This is a genomic window from Isoptericola sp. NPDC056578 (assembly GCF_042793275.1).
Taxonomy (GTDB): domain Bacteria; phylum Actinomycetota; class Actinomycetes; order Actinomycetales; family Cellulomonadaceae; genus Isoptericola.
Map to the genome: position 1 here is coordinate 1 of NZ_JBHTVC010000078.1, position 20,821 is coordinate 20,821.

Sequence of the window (20,821 nt, forward strand, 5' to 3'; positions counted from 1 at the left end):
CCCGACGGTACTTGTATGCCGGGCAGGTGGGGGGTGGGTACGGCACCGGCGAGCGCCGCGCCCCCGGCCGCCCCGGCTGCCAGCCCGCCGGCCACGGTCGCGCCGCGCCCCGACGGCCCTGCCCGCCGTTCCCCGTTCGCGACGACGGGCACCGCGTCGCCGTTCGGCGCCACCGCGGCCTCGGCGCCGCCCGCCCAGGCGGCACCGAGCCCGGCGCCGCCCGGCGCCACGTCGGTCGCGCCCCCGCTGCCCTGGGCGAGCCCGACCACCGAGCGGCCCGCGTCCGTGCCGCCGTCCCGCCCCGCTGCGGGCCCTGCACAGCCGTCGGCCGCGCCGGAGCGACCCGCCGCGTCCCCGTTCGACGCGCTGGTCGCGTCGGAGCAGCCCGTCCGCGCGCGGTCGGCCGCGCCGCTGGACGACGAGGACGACGACGAGGACTGGGACGAGCCGGAGGCGTCGTACACCTGGCTGCACTACATCGTCCTCGTGGTCGTCGCGTTCGTGCTGGGGCTCCTGGTCTGGAAGCTGCTGCTCCAGGCGCCCGACGACAGCAACTTCCAGACCGATACCGACGCCGCCGCGCCCGCGGCCGGCGTCTCCCTCACGTACGAGCACCCCGGAGCCGCTGCATGACCGCTAGCCCCCGCGCCGTCGAGCTGGCGGTCGTCGCCGCCCGGGCCGCGTCGGACCGCAAGGCGCAGGAGATCATCGCGCTGGACGTGAGCGACCAGCTCGTGCTCACCGACGTGTTCCTCATCGCCTCCGGCACGAACGAGCGCCAGGTCTCGGCGATCGTGGACGCCGTCGAGGAGGCGATGTTCCTCGCCGGCTCCAAGCCGATCCGTCGGGAGGGCAAGGCGCAGGCGCGGTGGGTGCTGCTGGACTTCGGGGAGGTCGTCGTCCACGTGCAGCACGCCGAGGACCGCGTGTACTACGCGCTCGAGCGGCTGTGGAAGGACTGCCCGGCGGTGGAGCTGCCGGAGGACGCGCGCGGCGGTGACGGCGCGGCGGCCGCCGCCGAGTACGGCGACGGCGGGGGCGACGGGGCGATCCGTCTCGCGGGCGACGAGCGGTGACGGCCGGCACCGTCGTCCTGCTGCGGCACGCCCGCACCGCCTACAACGCGTCCCTGCGGCTGCAGGGGCAGATCGACATCCCGCTCGACGAGGTCGGGCGCTGGCAGGCGGCGGAGGGCGGCTCCGCGCTCGCGTCGTCGCACCGCGCGACGCGCATCGTGTCGTCCGACCTGGGGCGCGCCGTCGAGACGGCGACCGCGTACGCGGACGCGCTCGGCGGGCAGCCCCTGGTCACCGACGAGCGCCTGCGCGAGCGCGGCTTCGGCGCCTGGGAGGGCCTCACGGGCGCGGAGCTGCAGGAGCGCTGGCCCGAGGAGTACGCCGCCTGGCGCCTGGGCGCGGAGCCCGTGGGCGCGGGGGCCGAGACGAAGGCGGCGGTCGCGGAGCGCATGGCCGAGGCCCTGGCCGAGCATGCCGGCGACCTGGACGACGACGCGACGCTCGTCGTCGTGTCGCACGGCGCCGCCATCTCGCTGGCGGTGACGGCGCTGCTCGGGCTCGACCCGACCACGTGGCGCGGGCTGTCGGGGATGCACAACGTGCACTGGTCGCACCTGCACCGTGCGGGCGAGGGTGCCGTGCCCGCCTGGCGCCTCGTGGCGCACAACGTGGGCGCGGGGTACCCCCTGGACCGCTGGCAGGCGGGGCCGGACTGGAATTTGGAACCTGGCCCGAAGTCTGCCTAAGATATCGACGTTCCCGAGGGGCGCAAGCCCGGAGGAACGCACCGAATCAGACGAATCGCCCGGTCGCCCGTCGGCCGCGAGAGTCGGTTCTCGGGGCTGTGGCGCAGCTGGTAGCGCACCTGCATGGCATGCAGGGGGTCAGGGGTTCGAGTCCCCTCAGCTCCACCCCGACGAGAAGGCCCGGAACCACACGGTTCCGGGCCTTCTTGCGTGACCAGGGGTTTCACGGTGCGGGACGCCCTTGCGCCGACGCCGTCGTCGCCTAGGGTCGGACCTGCGGCCGCGTCGTCGGCCGCCGTGAAGTCACACCTGAAGTCACATCTGAAGACACCCATGACAGGGGAGCGCCGTCGAAGGGGCGCTGAGAGTGCGGGCACAGCCGCAGACCCTTGGAACCTGCTCCGGTTAGCACCGGCGAAGGGAGTTACCTGGAATGTCCGCGCCCACTTTCGCGCGCAGCGCGTCCCTGCGGTACCGCACCGTCGACCTCGTCACCGTGGCCATGCTCGGCGTGGCCGTCGGTGTCGTCTTCTGGGGCTGGACCCAGCTCTACCACCTGCTCTCAGCCGGGCTGGCGGTCGCCTTCCCGCCGGCCACCGGGCTGCTCGGGGGCGGCTGGCTGCTCGGCGGCGTGCTGGGCGGCCTCATCGTCCGCCGTCCGGGCGCGGCGCTGCTCGCCGAGGTCGTCGCCGCGAGCGTCGAGGCGCTGCTCGGCGCCGGCTGGGGCTTCTCGGCGATCGTCTCCGGCGTCGTCCAGGGCTTCGGCGCCGAGCTCGTCCTCGCCCTGTTCCTCTACCGGCGCTTCGGCGCCGCGGTCGCGGCCCTGGCGGGCGCGGCGGCGGGCGCGTGCGGCGCCGTGTACGAGTGGTTCGCGTACTACCCGGACTGGGAGTGGGGCTTCCGCCTGGCGTACCTGGGCCTCTTCGGGCTCTCCGGCGCGCTGCTCGCCGGCCTCGGGGGCGCGGCGCTCGTGCGCGCCCTCGCGCGGGCGGGCGTGCTCGACGCGTTCGGCCCGGGTCGCGACCTCGCCGACCGCGCCGTCGACCGTGCCGTCGACCGCGCGCCGGCCTGACGGCGTGGCGCACGACGACGTCCGGGTTCGCGTGCGAGGGCTGTGCTGGCGGCCCACCGGGCGCCGGGCCCCGACGATCGAGGGCCTCGACCTCACCGTCGGCGCGGGGGAGCGCCTGGGGCTGGTCGGTCCCAGCGGGGCGGGCAAGTCGACCGTGCTGCACGCCCTGGCGGGCGTGCTGGGCGACCCGCTGCCCGGCGAGCTGTCCGGGACCGTCCACGTGGACGGCGGGGTGGGGCTCGTCCCGCAGGACCCGGGCTCCGCGGTCGTCGCGGCCCGGATCGGCCGGGACGTCGCCTTCGGCCCCGAGAACGCCGGCCTGCCGCGGGACGAGATCTGGCGCCGGGCCGGGGAGGCTCTCGACCGGGTCGGGCTGCGCCACCCGCCCGACCGGCCGACGTCGGCCCTCTCGGGCGGCGAGCTGCAGCGGCTCGCGCTCGCCGGGGCGCTGGCGAGCGCGCCGGGCCTGCTGCTCCTGGACGAGCCGACCGCGATGCTCGACCCCGCCGCGGCGGCCGAGGTGCGCGCCGCCGTCGTCGGCGCGCTGGAGGGCTCGGACACGTCCCTCGTCGTGGTCGACCACCACGTCGGGCCGTGGCTCGAGCACCTGGACCGCGTCGTGGTGCTCGGACCGGGCGGCCGGGTCACGCACGACGTCGCGCCCGCCGCGCTGCGCGACGTCCCGTCCGCCCTGCGGGACGACCTGACGCGCGCCGGCGTCTGGCTGCCCGGCGTGGCGGCGCCGTCCCCGCTGTCCGTTCCCGCGGCGCTGGTGGCGCCGGACGTGCCCGGGCCGGACGTCGTCGTCGCCGGCCTCCGCGTCGACCTGGTGACCCGCGGCCTGCGCGGTCGCACCACGACGCGTGCCCTCGACGGCGTGGCCGCGCGGCTGCCCGCGGGCCGCCTCACGTCCGTCACGGGGCCCTCGGGGGCGGGGAAGTCCACGCTCGTCGCCACTCTTGCGGGGCACCTGCGGCCGACGGCCGGCGAGGTGCGGGGCGTCCCGGGGCGGACGGCCCGCTCGGAGGAGCTCGCGCGGTCCTGCGGGTGGGTACCGCAGCACCCGGAGCACGGCCTGCTCGCGCTGCGCGTGCGGGACGAGGTGGAGCTCACCGGCCGGCACCTCGGCGTCCGGGTGGACGTGGACGCCGTGCTCGCGCTGCTGCGCCTCGACCACCTCGCCGACGCGCATCCGTTCCGGCTGTCCGGCGGCGAGCAGCGGCGGCTCGCCCTGGCGGCGGCGCTGGCGCACCGGCCGGGGCTCGTGCTGCTCGACGAGCCGACCGTCGGCCAGGACAGGGGGACCTGGGCGGCGGTGGCCGGGTGGGCCGGCGCCGCGGCCCGGCACGGCGCCACCGTCGCGGCGAGCACCCACGACGCGCACCTCGTCGCCCTCGCGGGGCACCAGGTGCGGCTCGGCGGCGCGACGAGCGAGCGAGCGACGGTGGCGGTGTGACCGGCGCGCTGGGGCGCGTGAACGCCCTCGTGCTCGTGGCCCTCGGGCTGCTCGGGCTGGTCGCCTCCCTGGGCGTCCGGGACGTCGCGAGCGCCGCCGTCGCGCTGGGCGGGTCGCTGGCTCTCGGGCTGCTGCTCCTGCCGCGCGGCGCCGGCTCTCCGGCCCGCTACCTCGCGGTGGTCGTCGCGGTCGCGTCGGTGGCGTGGTCGACGTGGCTGCTCGGTGGCCACGACCCGGTGGTGGCCGCCGTCGCGGGGGCCCGCATCGCGGTGCTCGCCCTGCCCGGCGTGGCCCTCGCCCCGCTGGTCGACCCGAGCGGGCTGGCCGACCAGCTCGGCCAGCGGCTGCGCCTGCCGGCCCGTTTCGTCGTCGGGGTGGCCGCGGCGCTGCAGCGGTTCGAGCGGCTCGGCGCCGTGTGGGAGCAGGCGTCGCGGGCGCGTCGGTCGCGCGGCGTCGGGCCCGGGCGGGGCCCGCTCTCGAGAGCGCGCCACGCGGCGTCGGTGACGTTCGCCGTGCTGGCCGCCACCCTGCGCGACGCGGCGGCCATGTCCGTCGCGATGGACACCCGGGGCTTCGCAGGCGCCCACCGCCGGACCTGGGCGGAGCCTGCGCCGTGGACCCGTACGGACGGCGTCGTGCTCGCCGCCGGCGCCGTCGTCGCGGCGCTGCCGTTCGCCGTCCTGGCCTGGCGGTAGCCGTCGAGCGGGGCCCGTCGGGCGCAGGATGGGTGTCGGGAGGTGCTCGCATGGCCCGCCAGGTGCACGACTTCGACGCCCTCTACGCCGCGGACGTCCCGCCGCCGTGGGAGATCGGGCGCCCGCAGCCCGCGCTCCTGGCGCTCGTGCGCCGGTCGGTGCTCGCCGACCCGGTGCTCGACGTCGGCTGCGGCACGGGCGTGCTGGCGCTCGCGGTCGCCCGGGCGGGCCGCCGGGTGGTGGGCGTGGACGCCGCGGCGCACGCGATCTCCCGCGCGCGGGAGCGGGCCGCGGAGTCGATCGTCGACCCGCCCGGCGAGGTGCGCTTCGAGGTCGCGGACGCCCGCCGGCTCGACCGCCTGGACGTGCGGCCACGGACCGTCCTCGACTCAGGGCTGCTGCACACCCTGGACGACCCCGGTCGCGCCGCCTACGTGGCGGGGCTGGAGGCGATCTGCCTGTCCGACGCGCTCGTCGCCGTCCTCGCGATGTCCGTGGCCGCCGGGCTCGGCTGGGGCACGACCGACGACCGGCTGCGCGCCGCGTTCGACGGGCCCGCCTGGTCGTCCACGACGGTCTCGGACGCCGAGATCGCCGCACGCACCGCGGGGGAGGAGCGGCACCTGCCCGCGCTGCTCCTCACGACGCGGCGCGCGTGACGCGGTGGTGGCCTAGCGCTCCACGTCCGACGGCAGCTCGAGCCGGCTCAGGCGCGCGAACGACCCGGTCATGTGCTTCTCGACGGCGACCCGTGCGGCGACGGGGTCGCCCTGGCTGAGCACCGTCCGCAGCTCCAGGTGCTCGACGTGCCCGACCGTGGGGAAGTCGGGAAAGTTCACGTTGCGCACGTGCAGGAAGAACGCGACCTGGCTCCGGATCGACGACCAGACCCGGCGCAGGCGGGCGTGGTCGGCGGCGTCGTAGAGGACGTCGTGGAACGCGAGGTCCAGGCGCACCGCCTCCTCGGGGGCGACCGAGCCCGACGTGCTCTTCATCGCCAGGAGGATGCGGTCCAGCTCGGCGAGGTGCGACCCGGTCATGCGGACGGTCGCGCGTTCCGCCGCCAGCACCTCGATGGCGGCGCGCAGGGTGTGCACCTCCTCGACGTCCTTCTGGGTCAGGACGCTGACGAACGCGCCGCGGTGGCGGCGGATCTCGACCTGTCCCTCGGCCTCGAGGATCGCGAGCGCCTCGCGCACCGGTCCGCGGCTCACGTCGAGCGCCGCGGCGAGCTCGGTCTCGCGCAGGTGCTCGCCGGGTCGTAGCTCACCGCGCGCGATCTCGTCGCGGATGACGCCGACCACGTACTCGGCGAGGGTGGCCCGGGGCGCAGTCCCCAGCGGATTCATCGACACGCTCCTCTCGTCACGCCCGCCTCATCATTTCGTACGGCGGGCCGCCGCGCCTCGACGTCGAGGAGCGGCTGACGTTCATCCTACGGGCTCGTTGCCGACAGTATGTTGTTGACAATCTATGAACTCGCCTCCTAGTGTCGCTGACTGTCGTCGACGGTGACGACCCGGCACCGCTGCCGGCCGTGAGCATGAGAGGCGCGAACGTGAGCTCGAGCGTGGACGTGAACCCTGGAATCGGCACCGACCTGAGCTTCCCGAGCTCGGCTCCGAGCGACCCCTCGGCGCCGCACGTGCGCCGCGCGGTCGTCCGGGTCGACGCGGGCGCCGACCGAGGAGACCTCGCCCGGATCTGGGAGAGCATCGGGTTCGACGAGATCAACTGGACCTACACCGCGACCGGCCGCCGGCTGCTGCAGACCTTCGGGGAGCTGACGGACCGCGGGTTCCACGTGCGGCCGCACTACGTGTTCTGCTCGGGCACCGGCTTCGGCATCCCGCACTGGGGCAACGGGAACGTCTACCACGAGGACGCCGCGGGCGACGCCGTCTACGACTTCACGATCGTCGACCAGGCGTACGACGCGATCGTCGAGGCCGGGCACCACGTGCTCGTCGAGCTGGCGTTCACCCCGCGCGACCTCCTGCCCGACGCGGCCGACGAGCTCCGGGTGACGCCCAGCCCCACGGTGTACAGCAGCTACGAGGCCGGTGCCTGGGCCTACCCGCCCAGGGACTACGGCCGCTGGGGCGACCTCGTCGCCACGCACGCCCGGCACTGCCTCGAGCGGTACGGCGAGCAGGAGGTGAGCACCTGGCTCTGGGAGCTGTGGAACGAGCCCGACATCTTCTACTGGAAGGGCACGCCCCAGGAGTTCTACGACCTCTACTCGGTCACGGCGCGGGCGGTGCGCAGCGTGCTCCCGGGGGCGAAGGTCGGCGGGCCGGCGGTCACGGGGGCGGGCGTGGAGTTCCTGCGCGGCTTCCTCCGGCACACCCGCGACCAGGGGGACCCGATCGACTTCGTCTCCTTCCACACGAAGGGCTCCGCGTTCACGCCCTGGCGGGTCTACGGCCCGACCGGGGGCGAGGCGCCGGAGAAGCAGAACCCGTCGGCGCACAAGATGCTGTTCGAGGTCCGCCGGATGCTCCGGGTGATCGCGGAATTCGAGGAGTACCGCGGCCTGCCCGCCATCGTGGACGAGTGCGACGCCGGGGTGCCGGCGCACTACAGCGTCTACGACAACGCCAACTTCCAGTTCCAGAACACGGAGTACTACCCCGTGTTCCAGGTGAAGCTGATGAAGAAGCTCCTCGACCTCAACGACACGGAGGAGGTCCGGGTCGAGCAGGCCACCTCCTGGAGCTTCTACTTCGAGGGCGAGCGGTACTTCGAGGGGACCCGGGCGTTCCTCACGGCCGGCGGGCTCGAGAAGCCGCTGCTCAACGCGTACCGGGCGCTGAGCCGGCTCGGCGAACGGCGGGTCGACGCGGTCTCGGACGCCGCGCACCCGGTCACGCTGCTCGACGAGGCCGACGGCGCCAGCATGCCCGAGGAGATCGACGCCCTGGCGTCCCGCTCGACGTCCGGCACCGTCGCGGTCCTCGTCTGGCGGCACACCGACGACCAGTACCAGCGCGACGAGCTCGAGGCCGACGTCACGCTCCGGGTCTCGGGGCTCGACGCCGAGGCCTACACGCTCAGCCACTTCCGCATCGACGCCGGGCACAGCAACGCCCACACCGCCTGGGTCGAGGCGGGCTCGCCCCAGCTGCCGACCGACGCGCAGCTCGCGCTGCTCCAGGCACGGCAGGGGCTCGAGGAGCTGGAGCCCGCGCGTCGGGTGGCGGTCCCGTCGTCGGAGGTGGAGCTGTCGGTCGCGCTGCCGCTGCCGGCGGTGTCCCTGCTCGTCCTGGAGCCGGCCCGGTGACCGGGACGTCGACCGGTCCGATGAGCGCGACCCTGCGGCGTACCCGCACGCTCCGCGACGGCACGGTCGTGCCGGAGGTCGGGCTCGGGGTCTTCCAGGTGCCGTCCGCGGAGGCGCAGCAGGTCGTGGAGCAGGCCCTCGAGGCCGGCTACCGGCACATCGACACCGCGGCCGCGTACGTCAACGAGGAGGGCGCAGGTGCCGCGGTGCGGGCCTCCGGCCTGCCGCGCGACGAGGTCTTCGTGACCTCGAAGCTCCGCAACGGCGACCAGGGGTACGACCAGGCGCTGCGGGCCTACGACGAGACGTGCGATCGGCTGGGTCTCGACCACGTCGACCTCTATCTCATCCACTGGCCGAACCCCGCCGCCGGCCTGTGGCAGGACTCCTGGCGGGCGCTCGAACGGCTCCGGGACGAGGGCCGGGTCGGGGCGGTGGGCGTCTCGAACTTCCTCGCGGAGCACCTCGACGAGCTCGCCGGGTTCGCCGACCAGATGCCGGTGGTGAACCAGGTCGAGCTGCACCCCGCGTTCCAGCAGCCCGACGTCGTCGCCGCCTGCCGCGCGTACGGGGTCGCCGTCGAGGCGTACTCCCCGCTGGGCCAGGGCTCCGGGCTGCGCCACCCGGACGTGGTCGCGATCGCGGAGGAGCTCGGCGTGACGCCCGCCCAGGTGGTGCTGCGGTGGCACCTGGACCAGGGCCGGCTGGTGATCCCGAAGACGGTCTCGCCGGCGCGCATGCGCGAGAACGCCTCGCTGGACCGCGTCGGGCTCACGCCCGCGCACCGGGCCGCGATCGACGCCCTGGACACGGGCACCCGCATCGGTGGGGACCCCCGCACCTTCTCGATCAGCCAGATCCGCTAGCCGGACCGACACGACGGAGTGCTCGATGGCGAGTCAGACACGGTCGGCGGTGCCGACCACACCAGCACGGACCGCAGCACCGCCCCCACCCGCCCCGCGCCGCGCCGCGGAGGGGCCGTCCGCCCGCCGCCCGAGCCCGGAACGGCGCTCGCGCCAACGGCGCCGCACCCTGTGGATCTACGCGTTCCTCATGCCGACGTTCGTCCTGTACGGCATCTACACGATCTATCCGATCGTCGCGAGCTACTGGTACTCGCTCGTCGAGTGGAACGGGTTCAGCTCCGAGCAGACGTTCGTGGGGATCAGCAACTACCAGGCGGTCCTCGGCGACCCGATGTTCTGGTCCTCGGTGCGCATCACGCTCGTGTTCATGCTCGTCGTGGCGCCGCTGCGCATCTTCGGTGCCTTCGTCCTCGCCATCCTGCTGAACTCGCCGAGGATGCCGTTCGCCCGGTTCTTCCGCACCGTCTACTTCCTGCCGGTGGTGACCACGACGGCGATCATCGGCGTCGTGATGCGGTTCGTCCTCGACCCGGGGTCCGGCCCGCTCGCGGCCCTGTTCGGGGTGTTCGACCTACCGCCCGTCGACCTGCTGGGCGACTCCGACACCGCCCTGTACGCGGCGGCGCTGACCTACGTGTGGAAGTTCTTCGGCATCACGATGATCTACTGGCTGGCCGCCCTCCAGACGATCCCGCAGGACGTGTACGACGCCGCCCGGATCGACGGCGCCGGAGGGGTGCGGATCTTCCGGCACATCACGCTGCCGATGCTGCTGCCGTTCCTGCTCATCATCTCGGTGCTCACCGTCGAGGACTGCTTCCACGCGTTCGACCTCATGCAGACGATGACGGCCGGCGGGCCCTTCTACAGCACCGAGATCATCGAGATCTACATCTACCGCTGGGCGTTCGCGGCCTCGATCCCGCAGCTCGGCTTCGCCTCCGCCGCCGCGGTCCTGTTCGGGCTCCTCGTCCTGGTGGTCGTCGCGGTCCAGGCGTGGGCCACGTTCTCCTCGCAGCGGCTCCAGAAGGGACGGGCATCATGAGCACCCTCACGGCACGGCACGACGCCGGCCCGCAGGCCGGGACCAGGCCCCCTGACAGCAGGCACGGCAGCCCGCGCGGCGGGCGACGCCACCCGAGGCGCCGCGGCTGGTGGATCTTCGCCGTCCTGCTCGCCGCCGGCGCCTTCCTCTGGGTCTTCCCCTTCCTCTGGATGGTCTCGGCGTCGCTGAAGACGTCGGGGGAGGTGTTCGCGGGCGGGCTGAACCTGGTGCCCGACGCGCCGCAGTGGGAGAACTACGTCCGCGCGTGGACCACGGGGCAGTTCGGGCACTACCTGCTCAACACCGTGATCGTGACGGTCGCCGTCACGCTGATCGTCGTGGTCCGCTGCGCCCTGGCCGGCTACGTCGTGGGGCGCTACCGCTTCCCCGGGTCGCGCCTGATCATCGGCATCTTCGTCGCGACGCTGTTCGTGCCGACGGGCTACACGATCATCCCGATCGTCAAGGTCTCGATGCAGCTGGGCCTGCTCAACTCGCTGACCGGCATGATCATGGCGATGGCCGGCGCGTCGAACGTCGCCGCGATCCTCATCTACGCCGGCTACTTCCGGAAGCTGCCCGCGGACCTCGAGGAGGCCGCGATCGTCGACGGGGCGGGGTTCCTCCGGGTCTTCCTGCGGATCATGCTGCCGCTGTCGATGCCCGTCACGGCCACGGTGGGGATCCTGACGTTCCTCACCACCTGGAACGCCTTCTTCCTGCCCCTGGTCTTCTCGTTCAGCAATCCCGCGCTGCGCACGGTCAGCGTCGGCATGCAGGCCTTCGTGGGGGAGAACTCGACCGACTGGCCGGGGATGGCGGCCGCGGGCGTGATCTCGATCCTCCCGGTCGTCGTCCTGTTCGTCTTCATGCAGAAGTACTTCGTCGAAGGCATCGCCGGCGCGGTGAAGTCGTAGGCGTTCCCCGATCCGTCGTTCGTTCTCGAAGAGGAGACAGCAATGACCGAGCTTTCGCGTCGCGGATTCATCGGGGGCGTCGGGGTGACCGCCCTCGCGGGCCTCCTGGCCGCCTGCGGCGGACCGAGCCCCGCGCCCGGCGGAGGTGGTGCCGGGCTGCGCTGGTGGGACCACTTCGGCGGCCTCCAGCAGGCCCACAAGGAATGGGCCGCCGCCCAGGCGAAGGCGCTGGGCGTGGGCATCGAGTACACGTACAACGAGCCGAGCAAGGCGGTGGAGGCGCTCCAGCTGGCGAACCAGTCGCAGCAGCTGCCGGACATCTACTCCAACGTGCTGGGGCTGCCGCTGTCGGCGCTGGTCGAGTCGGGCTGGCTGCACGCCATCACGCTCTCGGACGCGGCGATGGGGCGGTTCCCCGAGGGGACGTTCGTCGAGGGCGTCACCATGCTCGACGGCGTCGTGTACGGCCTGCCGCTGATGTCCGACCGCCAGTACTGGGCGTGCACCTGGTACAACTCCGAGATCGCGCAGGACGTGGGCTTCGAGCCGCCGCACGGCTACGACGAGCTGCGTGCGGCGCTCAAGGCGATCGCCGACGACGGCCGGTACGTCCCGATGACGCTGGCGCTCGGGGACTCGGGCCGCGTCCGCGACCAGGTCGACGACCTCGCCCAGGCGGCGGGGTTCCCCGGCTGGCAGGGGTTGCGCTACGACACGGGCGAGTACGCGTACGACGACGACGCGTACCTGAACGTCGTCGAGCTGGTCAAGGAGATCTCCGACAGCGGCTGGCTGCTGCCCGGCACCAACTCGTTCCAGGTCCCCGACGCGCGGGGACGCTGGGCGGCGGGCAACGTCGGCTTCTTCATCGACGGCCCGTGGTCACCCGGCGGGGTGCGCGCGCTCAACGAGGCCCACCTGCCGAAGATGGCGGTGGCCGGCGAGCTCACGCCCGAGGGCGAGGACCTGGTCATCACGCGCGGGGCGCCGGCCCCCACCTTCTTCGCCGCCGGGAACACGTCCCACGCCGAGGCCGCCATCGAGCTCCTCGAGTCGTTCACCCAGGACGACTACCAGGCCGTCCTGGCCACGGGGATGGACCAGCCCCCGATCAACCTGGACGCGGTGGCCGGCGCCGACGTCATCGAGCCGTACGCGTGGCTGGTCGAGGACTTCCGGACCCGCGTGTTCCGCGCCCCGCAGCCTCAGGTGCGCAACGTCGAGGTGAACGAGGCGCTCGCGGTCCAGGCCCCGGTGGCCCCGCACCTCGGCGACATCGTCCAGGGCTACCTCGGGGGCGACGTCACCGACCTGCGGGGGGAGCTCGCCAAGCTCAGCGACACGTGCTCCCAGAGCCTCGACTCGGCGATCGAGCGTGCGAGCGCGGCGGGGGCCTCGGTGTCGCGGTCGGACTGGGAGTTCCCCGACTGGCGACGCGGCGTCGACTACGCCTACTGAGCCCCGCGGCCGCCCTGCCGTGCGGGCCGAGACACACCGATCCACAGGAGATGACCAGATGAACGCGTTCCCCACGTCCCGCACCGCGATCGTCACGGGCGCCGCCTCGCGGCGGGGCATCGGCCGCGCAGTCGCGCACCGCCTGGCGGGGGAGGGCTGGGCCGTCGGCCTGCTCGACGTCGACGGGCCGGCGGTCAAGGACCTGGCCGAGGAGCTGGTCCGGGAGGGCGGCGAGGCGGCCGGCGCCGGCGTCGACGTCGGCGACGCGGAGGCGGTCCGGGCGGCGGTGGGGGACCTCGCCGCGGCGCTGCCGCCCGTCGTCGCCCTCGTCAACGTCGCGGGGGTGAGCTCCCCGACGCCGTACCTGGAGCTCGACGACGCGGAGTGGGACCGGGTGCTGCGCATCAACCTCGATGGCGTCCACCACGTGACGCGGGCGGTCGCCGACGAGATGGTCCGGACGGGCGTCGGCCGGGTCGTCTCCCTCTCCTCGGTCTCGGCGCAGCGCGGCGGCGGGACGTACAGCAAGACCCCCTACTCGGTCGCCAAGGCCGGGGTGGTCGGGCTCACGCGCGCGCTGGCGCGGGAGCTCGGCCCGCACGGCATCACGGTCAACGCGATCTCGCCCGGCCCGATCGACACGGACATCATGGGCGGCACGCTGAGCGAGGAGCGCAAGGCGGAGCTCGCGGCGGACCTGCTGGTCGACCGGGTGGGGGTGCCGGACGACGTCGCCGCCGCGGTGAGCTTCCTCGTCGGCGCGGAGTCCGGCTTCATCACCGGGCAGACCCTCAACGTCGACGGCGGCCTCTACATGCACTGACCGCATGCACTGACCGCATGCACTGACCGCATGCACTGACCGCATGCACTGACCGCATGCACTGACCGGCGGGCGGGACGAGACGTTCGTGAACGGACCGGCCCCGGACGGGGCCCTTGCGATAGGAAGGGTGCGTGCCGTCCCCGCCGCTGTTCCCGTTCCGTAGCGTCGTCCTCGGGGCGTTCCTCCCGACCCTGGTGCTGGAGATCGGCATCGGTGCGCTGCTGCCGGTCGTGGCGGTCACCGCCACGGGCCGTGGCGCCACCCTCACGGTCGCCGGCCTCGTGGCCGCGCTGCTGCCGCTCGGCAAGATCGCGTTCGACCTGCCCGCCGGGGCGCTCTCGCAGCGCCTCGGGGACCGGGTGGCGATGCTGGTCGCCGGCAGCGTCGCCGTCGTGGCGTTCACGACGATCGCGCTGTCGTCGGCGCTGTGGGGACTGGCCGCGGGGGTGCTCGCGCTCGGCGCGGCGAACGCCGTGTTCAACCTCGCCCGGCAGGCGTACCTCACCGAGATCACGCCGCCGCTGCGGCGGGCGCGCGTGATGTCGACCCTCGCGGGGGTGCACCGCATCGGCCTGTTCCTGGGGCCGTTCGCGGGGGCCGCGATGATCGCGGCGACGTCGCTGCACGGCGCGTTCTGGCTGGGCACGGGCTCCGCGCTGGTCGCGGTGCTGGTCATCGCCCTGGTGCGGCCGGAGCCGCGGGCCGACGCCGCGCTGCCGCGCCCCGCCGGCGGTCCGCGGGTGTCCATCGCGGCGGTCGCGCGCGAGCACAGGCAGCTGTTCGCGACCCTCGGCGTCGCCATCCTGCTGGTGAGCGCCGTGCGCGGCGCGCGGCAGACGGTCATCCCGCTGTGGGGCGAGCACCTGGGCCTCGACGCCGAGGTGACGTCGCTCGTCTTCGGCGTCTCGGGCGCCCTGGACATGCTGCTGTTCTACCCGGCGGGCAAGGTGATGGACCGGTTCGGCCGGCTGTGGGTGGCCGTCCCGTCGATGCTCACGATGGCGGTGGGGCTGGCGGTGCTGCCGTTCGCGCACACCGCCGGCGCGCTCGCCGTGGTCGCCGCCCTGCTCGGCGTGGGCAACGGCATGGGCTCGGGGATCGTCATGACGCTGGGCGCCGACGTCGCACCCGCCGCGGTGCGGCCCACGTTCCTCAGCGTGTGGCGGCTGTTCCAGGACACGGGCGACGCGCTCGGGCCGCTGATCCTGTCGGCCGGGGCCGCCCTGGGCTCGCTCGCGGCCGGGGTGTGGGCCACCGCCACGCTGGGCGGCGCGTCCGCGGCCGCGCTCGCGCGCTGGGTGCCGCGGTACTCGTCGCTCGCGAACCTCGTGCCGCCCCGGCGCCGGCGGCCGTGACGTCCGTGCCTCACGCGCGCAGGTGCACGCCCAGCCCGCGGCGGCCGGGCTCCAGCGCGTCGTGGAGCTCGCCGCGCTCGTCGTAGTCCCCGCCGTCCTGGCTCCGGTACGCCAGCACCGGGCCGTCGGGCAGGGCGAGCAGCCGCTCGCGCAGGCCGGCCGAGACGGCGGCGTAGCCCGCGTCGTCGAGGCGGTTCGCGCCGAGCACCAGCACGGGCTCCGCCACCTGCATGCCGGTGTACCAGAAGGTGCCGTGCAGCAGGGGGAACAGCGTCTCGGCCAGGTCGCCGTGCAGCCCGCGCGGCCCGAGCCCCGTGCCCGCGCCGACCGTCACCACGGCCAGCGCGCGCCGGCCCGCCAGTCCGCCGTCGCCGTACCGCCGGGTGCGCCCGGTCGCCGCGTCGCGCACGCCGTACGCGTAGCCCTGCACCAGCACCCGGTCGAGCCACCCCTTGAGGATGGCGGGGACGCCCAGCCACCACAGGGGGAACTGCAGGACCACGGTGTCGGCCCAGGCCAGCTTGTCGTGCTCGGCCCGGATGTCCGGCGCGAGCTGCCCGCGGCGCAGGGCGCGCTCCGAGGCCCCCGCGACGTCGAGCCGGTCGTCCGCGGCGTCGCCGAAGTCGGCAGCCGTCACCACGGGGTCCCAGCCCATCGCGTACAGGTCGGACTGCACCACCTCGTGCCCGGCGTCCCGCAGCGCCCGGACCCCGTCGTCGCGCAGGTGCGCGGTGAGCGACCGCGGCTCGGGGTGGGCGAGCACCCACAGCACCCTCATCGGGTCGGTCGTCGCGTCCGTCCGGTCGTCCGTCCGATCGTCCGTCGCGTTCTCCGTCGCGTTCTCCGTCGGGTTCTCCATCAGGACCTCCATCGCTGCTCCGTCTCGGTACGAGGTTCTCGGGAAGGGCGGCGCCCGCCGCCCACCACGACCACGCTGCCGGTCCGCGCGCGCCTCCGGAAGTGGCCGGAGAGCCACCCTGTGCAAAGATCGAGCCATGACGACTCCGGCGAGCATCGCCACGGCCGCACCCGGTGCGCGTCCGCACCGCGTCACGGTCCTCGTGCGCGACGGCGTGATGCCGCTGGAGCTCGGCGCCGTGCACCAGCTGTTCGGCACGGCCCGGGGTCCGGGCGGCGAGCGGCTGTACGAGGTGCGCACGTGCGCCGCGGTGCCGGGCCGGGTCCGCTCGGACGCGGACTTCGCCCTCGACGTCCCGCACGGCCCGGAGGCGCTCGTCGACGCCGACACCGTGGTGGTGCCGGCCTCGCACGCGCTGGACGACACCGCCGCGCCCGACGAGGAGGGCGTGGCCCCGGGCCAGAGCTCCCTCGCGGAGTTGCTGGGGCAGGTCCGCCCGGACGCGCGGATCGCGTCGATCTGCACCGGGGCGTTCGCGCTCGCGCGCGCCGGCCTCCTCGACGGGCGCCGGGCGACGACGCACTGGATGTCGGCCGAGCGGTTCCGGCGCGCGTTCCCGGCGGTCGAGCTGGACCCGGACGTGCTGTTCACCGAGGACGGTCGGGTCTTCACGTCGGCCGGCGAGGCGGCCGGGATCGACCTGTGCCTGCACCTGATCCGCTCCGACCACGGCGCGGCGGTCGCGAACGACGTCGCACGCCGGACGGTCGTGCCGCCCTTCCGCGACGGCGGCCAGGCGCAGTACGTGGACGCCCCCGTGCCCGAGCCGGCGGGGGACCACACCGGCCCCGCGCGGTCGTGGGCGCTCGAGCACCTCGACGAGCCGCTCTCGCTGGACCGCCTCGCCCGGCAGTCGTCGATGAGCACCCGCACCTTCACCCGCCGGTTCCGCCGCGAGGTCGGTCTCTCGCCCGGGGAGTGGCTGCTGCAGCAGCGCCTCCTGCGGGCTCGTGACCTGCTGGAACGCTCCGACCTCCCCGTGGACGCCGTCGCCGGCCGCGCCGGGTTCGGAACGGGCGCGTCGCTGCGCCAGCACTTCGCGCGGGCGCTGGGGGTCTCGCCCGCCGCCTACCGCGCCACGTTCGGCCCCGGCCCGCGACATCAGAACGTTACGAAGGTCGTCCCGCGAGTTCCTTGACGGGGGAGGCCTCGGGCACCTACATCTGGTTGATGGAGGTCTTCGAGAAGTGGGAATCCGAGATCCGGGGGTACAGCCGCACGTATCCCACGGTGTTCGCCTCGGCGTCGAACGCGCGGCAGGTGGACGAGGCCGGCCGTAGCTACGTCGACTTCTTCGCCGGTGCGGGGGTGCTGAACTTCGGGCACAACAACCCGCGCATGAAACGGGCCATGATCGAGTTCCTCGAGGCCGACGGCGTCGCGCACAGCCTCGACATGGCGACCACCACCAAGCGGGACTTCATCTCGAAGTTCGTCTCCACGGTGCTCGAGCCGCGCGGCATGACGATGCGCTTGCAGTTCATGGGGCCGACGGGCAGCAACGCCGTCGAGGCGGCTCTCAAGCTCGCCCGCAAGGTCACCGGCCGGCGCGAGGTGGTCGCCTTCACGCACGGGTTCCACGGCATGACCCTCGGGTCGCTCGCGCTCACGGGCAACGACGTCTTCCGCCGGGCCGCGGGGGTGCCGTTGGAGAACGTGCACCGGTTGCCGTTCGAGACCGCCCCCGGGGGCGGTCTCGCGTCGCTCGAGGCGTACCGGGAACAGCTGGCCGACGTGTCGAGCGGGCTGCTTCCCCCCGCCGCGTTCGTCGTCGAGACGATCCAGGCCGAGGGCGGCGTCAACGTGGCCGGCGCCGAGTGGCTGCACGCCGTGCAGCGGCTCGCCCGCGACGTCGGGGCGCTGTTCGTCATCGACGAGATCCAGGTGGGCTGCGGCCGCACCGGCAGCTACTTCAGCTTCGACGGCATGGGGCTCGACCCCGACATCGTGTGCCTCGCCAAGGGGATCGGCGGCTACGGGACGCCCCTGGCGATGAACCTCAACCGGCCCGAGCTGGACGCGCACTGGGCTCCGGGCGAGCACACGGGCACCTTCCGCGGCCAGGGCCTGTCGTTCGTGGCCGGGCACGAGGCGCTGACCTACTTCGACGACGACGAGCTCATGAACGAGGTGCACGCCAAGGCCGAGCGCATGGTGTCCGTGCTGGACGGCCTCGCCGCCGAGGTCCCCGACCGCGGGTCCGCCGGGAAGGATCGCCGCTTCGCCGTGCGCGGCCGCGGGATGATCCAGGGCCTCGACGTGGTCGACGGCGCGTTCGCGAAGGCGGTCGCGGCGGAGTGCTTCGCCCGCGGGCTGCTCATCGGGCCGTGCGGCAGCGGCGGCCGCGTGCTCAAGCTCATCCCGCCCCTGACCATTCCCGACGACGACCTCGACGAGGGCCTGGAGATCCTCGCGGGGGCGGTGCGCGACACCCTCTAGCGCCCTCGAGCAACCTCGCCGGGGCGCGTGACAGCAGAAGGAGGCCGGCATGCGGCAGCGCGACGACATGACGTTCCCGTTCGAGGAGTACGCGAGACGCCTCGGCGACCTGCGCCGCCGCATGGCGGAGCGGATGCTGGACGCGGTGGTCATCACCGACCCCGAGAACCTCATGTACCTCACGGACTACCAGACCACGGGGTACTCCTTCTTCCAGGCGCTGGTGGTGCCGCTCGAGGACGAGCCGTTCATGATCACCCGTGCCATGGAGGAGTCGAACGTCCACGCGCGCACGTGGGTGGAGCTGACCCGCCCCTACCCGGACACCGGCGACGCGATCCAGAGCCTCGTGCAGTCCCTGCGCGAGTTCGGGCTCGACACCAAGGACGTCGGGTACGAGCGCAACAGCTACTACTTCCCGGCCTACCACCAGGACTACATCCACAACTCGTTCACCGACGGCCGCCTGCTCGACTGCTTCGGCATCGTGGAGGAGGGGCGGGTGACCAAGTCCGACGCCGAGATCGCGGTCATGCGGCGGGCCGCGCGCGCCACGGAGGTCGGGATGGCGGCGGGCATCGAGGCGGTCGCCGCCGGCGTGACCGAGAACGAGATCGCGGCGGAGATCGCGTCGGCGATGTTCCGCTCCGGCGGCGAGTTCCCCGCGGTGATGCCGTACGTCACCTCGGGGCCGCGGAGCATGATCGGCCACGCGACCTGGGAGGGTCGCACCGTGCGGCCGGGGGAGCACGTCTTCCTCGAGGTGGGCGGCTGCTTCCGGCGCTACCACACCGCGATGATGCGCACCGTGGTGCTCGACGACCTGTCGCGCAGCATGCTGGTGGCGCAGGAGCGGATGAAGCTGGCGCTCGCGGAGGTCAAGGCGGCCATCCGGCCCGGGCTCACCGTGTCCGACGCCGACAACATCGTGCGGAACATCATCTCGGACAACGGCGTCGGGGCGCGGCTGGTGACCCGGTCGGGGTACTCGATCGGCATCGCGTTCCCACCCAGCTGGGACGAGGGCTACATCGTCAGCCTCAACCAGGGCGACCCGCGCGTGCTGCGCGAGGGGATGACGTTCCACATCATCCCGTGGATGTGGGGGGTCGACGGCGACAAGACCGTCGGCATCTCCGACACGGTGCGGGTGACCGCCGACGGGTGCGAGTCGTTCTTCACCCTGGGCGAGGACTTCACCTGCAAGCCCGAGCACGCCGCCGCGGATCGCGGACGGACCGGCGGCGAACCGTCGGACGGCGGTTCCCTCGCGCTCGTGCCGGGCCCGGCCACCGACGGCATGGACGCGACGGAGGAGGAGACCGCATGACGATGCTGATCGCGACGGACCCGAGCACGGGCGAGACGGTCCGCGAGGTCCCGGCGGCGACGCCGGGGGAGGTGGACGCCACCCTGGCGGCCGCCGAGGCGGCGCGGGCCGCGTGGCGGGACCGTGGGCTCGACGGGCGCGCCGAGGTGCTGCACGCGGTGGCGGCCGACCTGCGCGCCCGTGCCGACGAGCTGGCCCCCTTGATGACGCAGGAGATGGGCAAGCCGATCACCGAGGCGCTCGGCGAGGTCGAGAAGGCGGCCTGGTGCGCCGAGCACTACGCCGAGCACGCGGCGGCGTACCTGGCGGCGGAGGAGATCGCCTCCGACGCGACGCGCAGCTACGTGCAGCACTTGCCGCTGGGCACGGTGCTCGGCGTCCTGCCGTGGAACGCGCCCTTCTGGCTTGCCCTGCGCTTCGCGGCGCCGGCTCTCATGGCGGGCAACACGGGCGTGCTCAAGCACGACCCGCACGTGCCCGGCTGCGCGGAGGCGATCGGCGAGGTCTTCGCGCGGGCGCTGTCGGCGTCGGGCGCGCCGCGGGGGGTGTTCCTCAACCTGCCGCTGGAGACCGTGGACGTCGCCGCCGTCATCCGCGACCCGCGCGTGCAGGCGGTGTCGTTCACCGGGTCGTCGCGCGGCGGCGCGGCGGTGGCGAGCGTCGCGGCGGCCGAGATCAAGCCCGCCGTGCTGGAGCTGGGCGGCTCCGACCCGTGCGTCGTGCTCGCCGACGCCGACCTGGACGCCGCGGCCGACACCATCGCCCTGTCGCGGATCATCAACGCCGGCCAGTCGTGCATCGCAGCGAAGCGGGTCATCGTGGAGGACGCCGTGCACGGCGCCCTGGTCGACCGGCTCCGGGACCGCCTCGCCGCGCTGAAGGTCGGCGACCCGCGCGACCCCGCCACGCAGGTGGGGCCGATCGCCCGTGCCGACCTGCGCGAGAACCTGCACCGCCAGGTCACCCGCACGGTGCAGGCGGGGGCACGGCTGCTGCTCGGCGGCGAGCTGCCCGACGGCCCGGGCTGGTTCTACCCGCCCACGCTGCTCGACGACGTCACCGACGACATGACCGCCGCCTGCGAGGAGACGTTCGGCCCGGTCATGGCGGTGATGCGGGCGGCGGACGCCGACGAGGCGCTCGAGACGGCGAACCGCACCGAGTACGGCCTCGCGGCGAGCGTCTGGACGACGCCCGAGCGTGGCGAGGCGATGGCGCCCCATATCGCTGCCGGACAGGTCTCGGTGAACGGCATCGTCAAGACCGACCCCCGGCTGCCGAGCGGCGGGGTGAAGCGCTCCGGCTACGGGCGCGAGCTCGGCCCGCACGGCATCAAGGAGTTCGTCAACGTGCAGCAGGTGTGGGTCGGCCCGCGCCAGGGCTGAGGCCTGGCGC

The 20,821-nt window shown here is 74.0% G+C and carries 19 protein-coding genes, 1 tRNA gene, 1 pseudogene and 1 riboswitch; of the genes and pseudogenes, 19 read left to right on the forward strand and 2 right to left on the reverse strand.

Annotated features, from left to right (window positions below):
* The 8 genes and pseudogenes from ACFQ80_RS20780 to ACFQ80_RS20815 all read left to right on the forward strand — a co-directional run.
* A pseudogene (locus ACFQ80_RS20780) lies at nt 1-633 on the forward strand (hypothetical protein); the annotation flags it as partial.
* On the forward strand, nt 630-1,076 hold the full coding sequence (rsfS, locus tag ACFQ80_RS20785; protein ID WP_430545659.1) for a ribosome silencing factor: 447 nt from the start codon (nt 630-632) through the stop codon (nt 1,074-1,076). The pseudogene ACFQ80_RS20780 and the gene rsfS, both read left to right, overlap by 4 nt.
* Nucleotides 1,073-1,762 (forward strand): histidine phosphatase family protein, encoded by a 690-nt coding sequence (locus tag ACFQ80_RS20790; protein WP_430550171.1) that lies wholly within the window; start codon nt 1,073-1,075, stop codon nt 1,760-1,762. Before rsfS ends, ACFQ80_RS20790 begins: the two co-directional genes overlap by 4 nt.
* 92 nt (nt 1,763-1,854) lie before the next feature.
* Nucleotides 1,855-1,927 (forward strand) — tRNA-Ala (locus ACFQ80_RS20795).
* Between the two features lie 163 nt (nt 1,928-2,090).
* A riboswitch (TPP riboswitch) is annotated at nt 2,091-2,202 on the forward strand.
* Complete coding sequence (locus ACFQ80_RS20800) at nt 2,196-2,834, forward strand: ECF transporter S component (protein ID WP_430564988.1); 639 nt, start codon at nt 2,196-2,198, stop codon at nt 2,832-2,834. Its footprint overlaps the riboswitch before it by 7 nt.
* A 4-nt stretch (nt 2,835-2,838) precedes the next feature.
* Nucleotides 2,839-4,290 carry an ABC transporter ATP-binding protein gene (locus tag ACFQ80_RS20805; protein WP_430564989.1) on the forward strand — a complete coding sequence of 484 codons (1,452 nt, stop codon included), beginning with the start codon at nt 2,839-2,841 and terminating at the stop codon, nt 4,288-4,290.
* On the forward strand, nt 4,287-4,985 hold the full coding sequence (locus ACFQ80_RS20810; RefSeq protein WP_430564990.1) for an energy-coupling factor transporter transmembrane component T: 699 nt from the start codon (nt 4,287-4,289) through the stop codon (nt 4,983-4,985). Before ACFQ80_RS20805 ends, ACFQ80_RS20810 begins: the two co-directional genes overlap by 4 nt.
* A gap of 50 nt (nt 4,986-5,035) precedes the next feature.
* The gene (locus ACFQ80_RS20815) at nt 5,036-5,644 is read left to right on the forward strand and encodes a class I SAM-dependent methyltransferase (protein ID WP_430564991.1); all 609 of its coding nucleotides are present in this window, start codon (nt 5,036-5,038) and stop codon (nt 5,642-5,644) included.
* Between the two features lie 12 nt (nt 5,645-5,656).
* Here the strand turns inward: ACFQ80_RS20815 and ACFQ80_RS20820 are convergent, their stop codons facing one another.
* A complete protein-coding gene (locus ACFQ80_RS20820; RefSeq protein ID WP_430564992.1) occupies nt 5,657-6,334 on the reverse strand; it encodes a GntR family transcriptional regulator in 678 nt (225 codons plus the stop codon).
* 209 nt (nt 6,335-6,543) lie between these two features.
* Here ACFQ80_RS20820 and ACFQ80_RS20825 point away from each other — a divergent pair, with 209 nt between their 5' ends.
* The 7 genes from ACFQ80_RS20825 (at nt 6,544) to ACFQ80_RS20855 (ending at nt 14,738) form a co-directional block, all read left to right on the forward strand.
* On the forward strand, nt 6,544-8,268 hold the full coding sequence (locus ACFQ80_RS20825) for a glycoside hydrolase (RefSeq protein ID WP_430564993.1): 1,725 nt from the start codon (nt 6,544-6,546) through the stop codon (nt 8,266-8,268).
* Nucleotides 8,269-8,288: 20 nt separating this feature from the next.
* Complete coding sequence (locus ACFQ80_RS20830; protein WP_430564994.1) at nt 8,289-9,134, forward strand: aldo/keto reductase; 846 nt, start codon at nt 8,289-8,291, stop codon at nt 9,132-9,134.
* A gap of 190 nt (nt 9,135-9,324) precedes the next feature.
* Nucleotides 9,325-10,182, forward strand: coding sequence for a carbohydrate ABC transporter permease (locus ACFQ80_RS20835; protein WP_430564995.1), 858 nt, complete (start codon nt 9,325-9,327; stop codon nt 10,180-10,182).
* Nucleotides 10,179-11,099, forward strand: coding sequence for a carbohydrate ABC transporter permease (locus ACFQ80_RS20840; RefSeq protein ID WP_430564996.1), 921 nt, complete (start codon nt 10,179-10,181; stop codon nt 11,097-11,099). The genes ACFQ80_RS20835 and ACFQ80_RS20840 overlap by 4 nt, the downstream gene beginning before the upstream one ends.
* A gap of 42 nt (nt 11,100-11,141) precedes the next feature.
* On the forward strand, nt 11,142-12,557 hold the full coding sequence (locus tag ACFQ80_RS20845; protein WP_430564997.1) for an ABC transporter substrate-binding protein: 1,416 nt from the start codon (nt 11,142-11,144) through the stop codon (nt 12,555-12,557).
* Nucleotides 12,558-12,615: 58 nt separating this feature from the next.
* A complete protein-coding gene (locus tag ACFQ80_RS20850) occupies nt 12,616-13,380 on the forward strand; it encodes an SDR family NAD(P)-dependent oxidoreductase (protein ID WP_430564998.1) in 765 nt (254 codons plus the stop codon).
* Nucleotides 13,381-13,514: 134 nt separating this feature from the next.
* Complete coding sequence (locus tag ACFQ80_RS20855) at nt 13,515-14,738, forward strand: MFS transporter (RefSeq protein WP_430550166.1); 1,224 nt, start codon at nt 13,515-13,517, stop codon at nt 14,736-14,738.
* Between the two features lie 10 nt (nt 14,739-14,748).
* Here ACFQ80_RS20855 and ACFQ80_RS20860 read toward each other — a convergent pair whose 3' ends face one another.
* Entirely contained in the window at nt 14,749-15,597 is an 849-nt protein-coding gene (locus ACFQ80_RS20860; protein WP_430564999.1) for an NAD(P)H-dependent oxidoreductase, read from the reverse strand.
* A 136-nt stretch (nt 15,598-15,733) separates the two neighbouring features.
* Between ACFQ80_RS20860 and ACFQ80_RS20865 the strand changes: the two genes are divergently transcribed.
* Genes ACFQ80_RS20865 through ACFQ80_RS20880 form a run of 4 tightly spaced genes read left to right on the forward strand, consistent with a single transcriptional unit; the run spans nt 15,734 to nt 20,811 of the window.
* Nucleotides 15,734-16,795: a GlxA family transcriptional regulator gene (locus tag ACFQ80_RS20865; protein ID WP_430565000.1), complete on the forward strand. Its 1,062-nt coding sequence runs from the start codon at nt 15,734-15,736 to the stop codon at nt 16,793-16,795.
* A 32-nt stretch (nt 16,796-16,827) separates the two neighbouring features.
* Nucleotides 16,828-18,096, forward strand: coding sequence for an aspartate aminotransferase family protein (locus ACFQ80_RS20870; RefSeq protein WP_430565001.1), 1,269 nt, complete (start codon nt 16,828-16,830; stop codon nt 18,094-18,096).
* 49 nt (nt 18,097-18,145) lie between these two features.
* Nucleotides 18,146-19,426: an ectoine hydrolase gene (gene doeA / locus ACFQ80_RS20875; RefSeq protein ID WP_430565002.1), complete on the forward strand. Its 1,281-nt coding sequence runs from the start codon at nt 18,146-18,148 to the stop codon at nt 19,424-19,426.
* On the forward strand, nt 19,423-20,811 hold the full coding sequence (locus tag ACFQ80_RS20880; protein ID WP_430565003.1) for an aldehyde dehydrogenase family protein: 1,389 nt from the start codon (nt 19,423-19,425) through the stop codon (nt 20,809-20,811). Before doeA ends, ACFQ80_RS20880 begins: the two co-directional genes overlap by 4 nt.
* Nucleotides 20,812-20,821 lie beyond the last annotated feature (10 nt).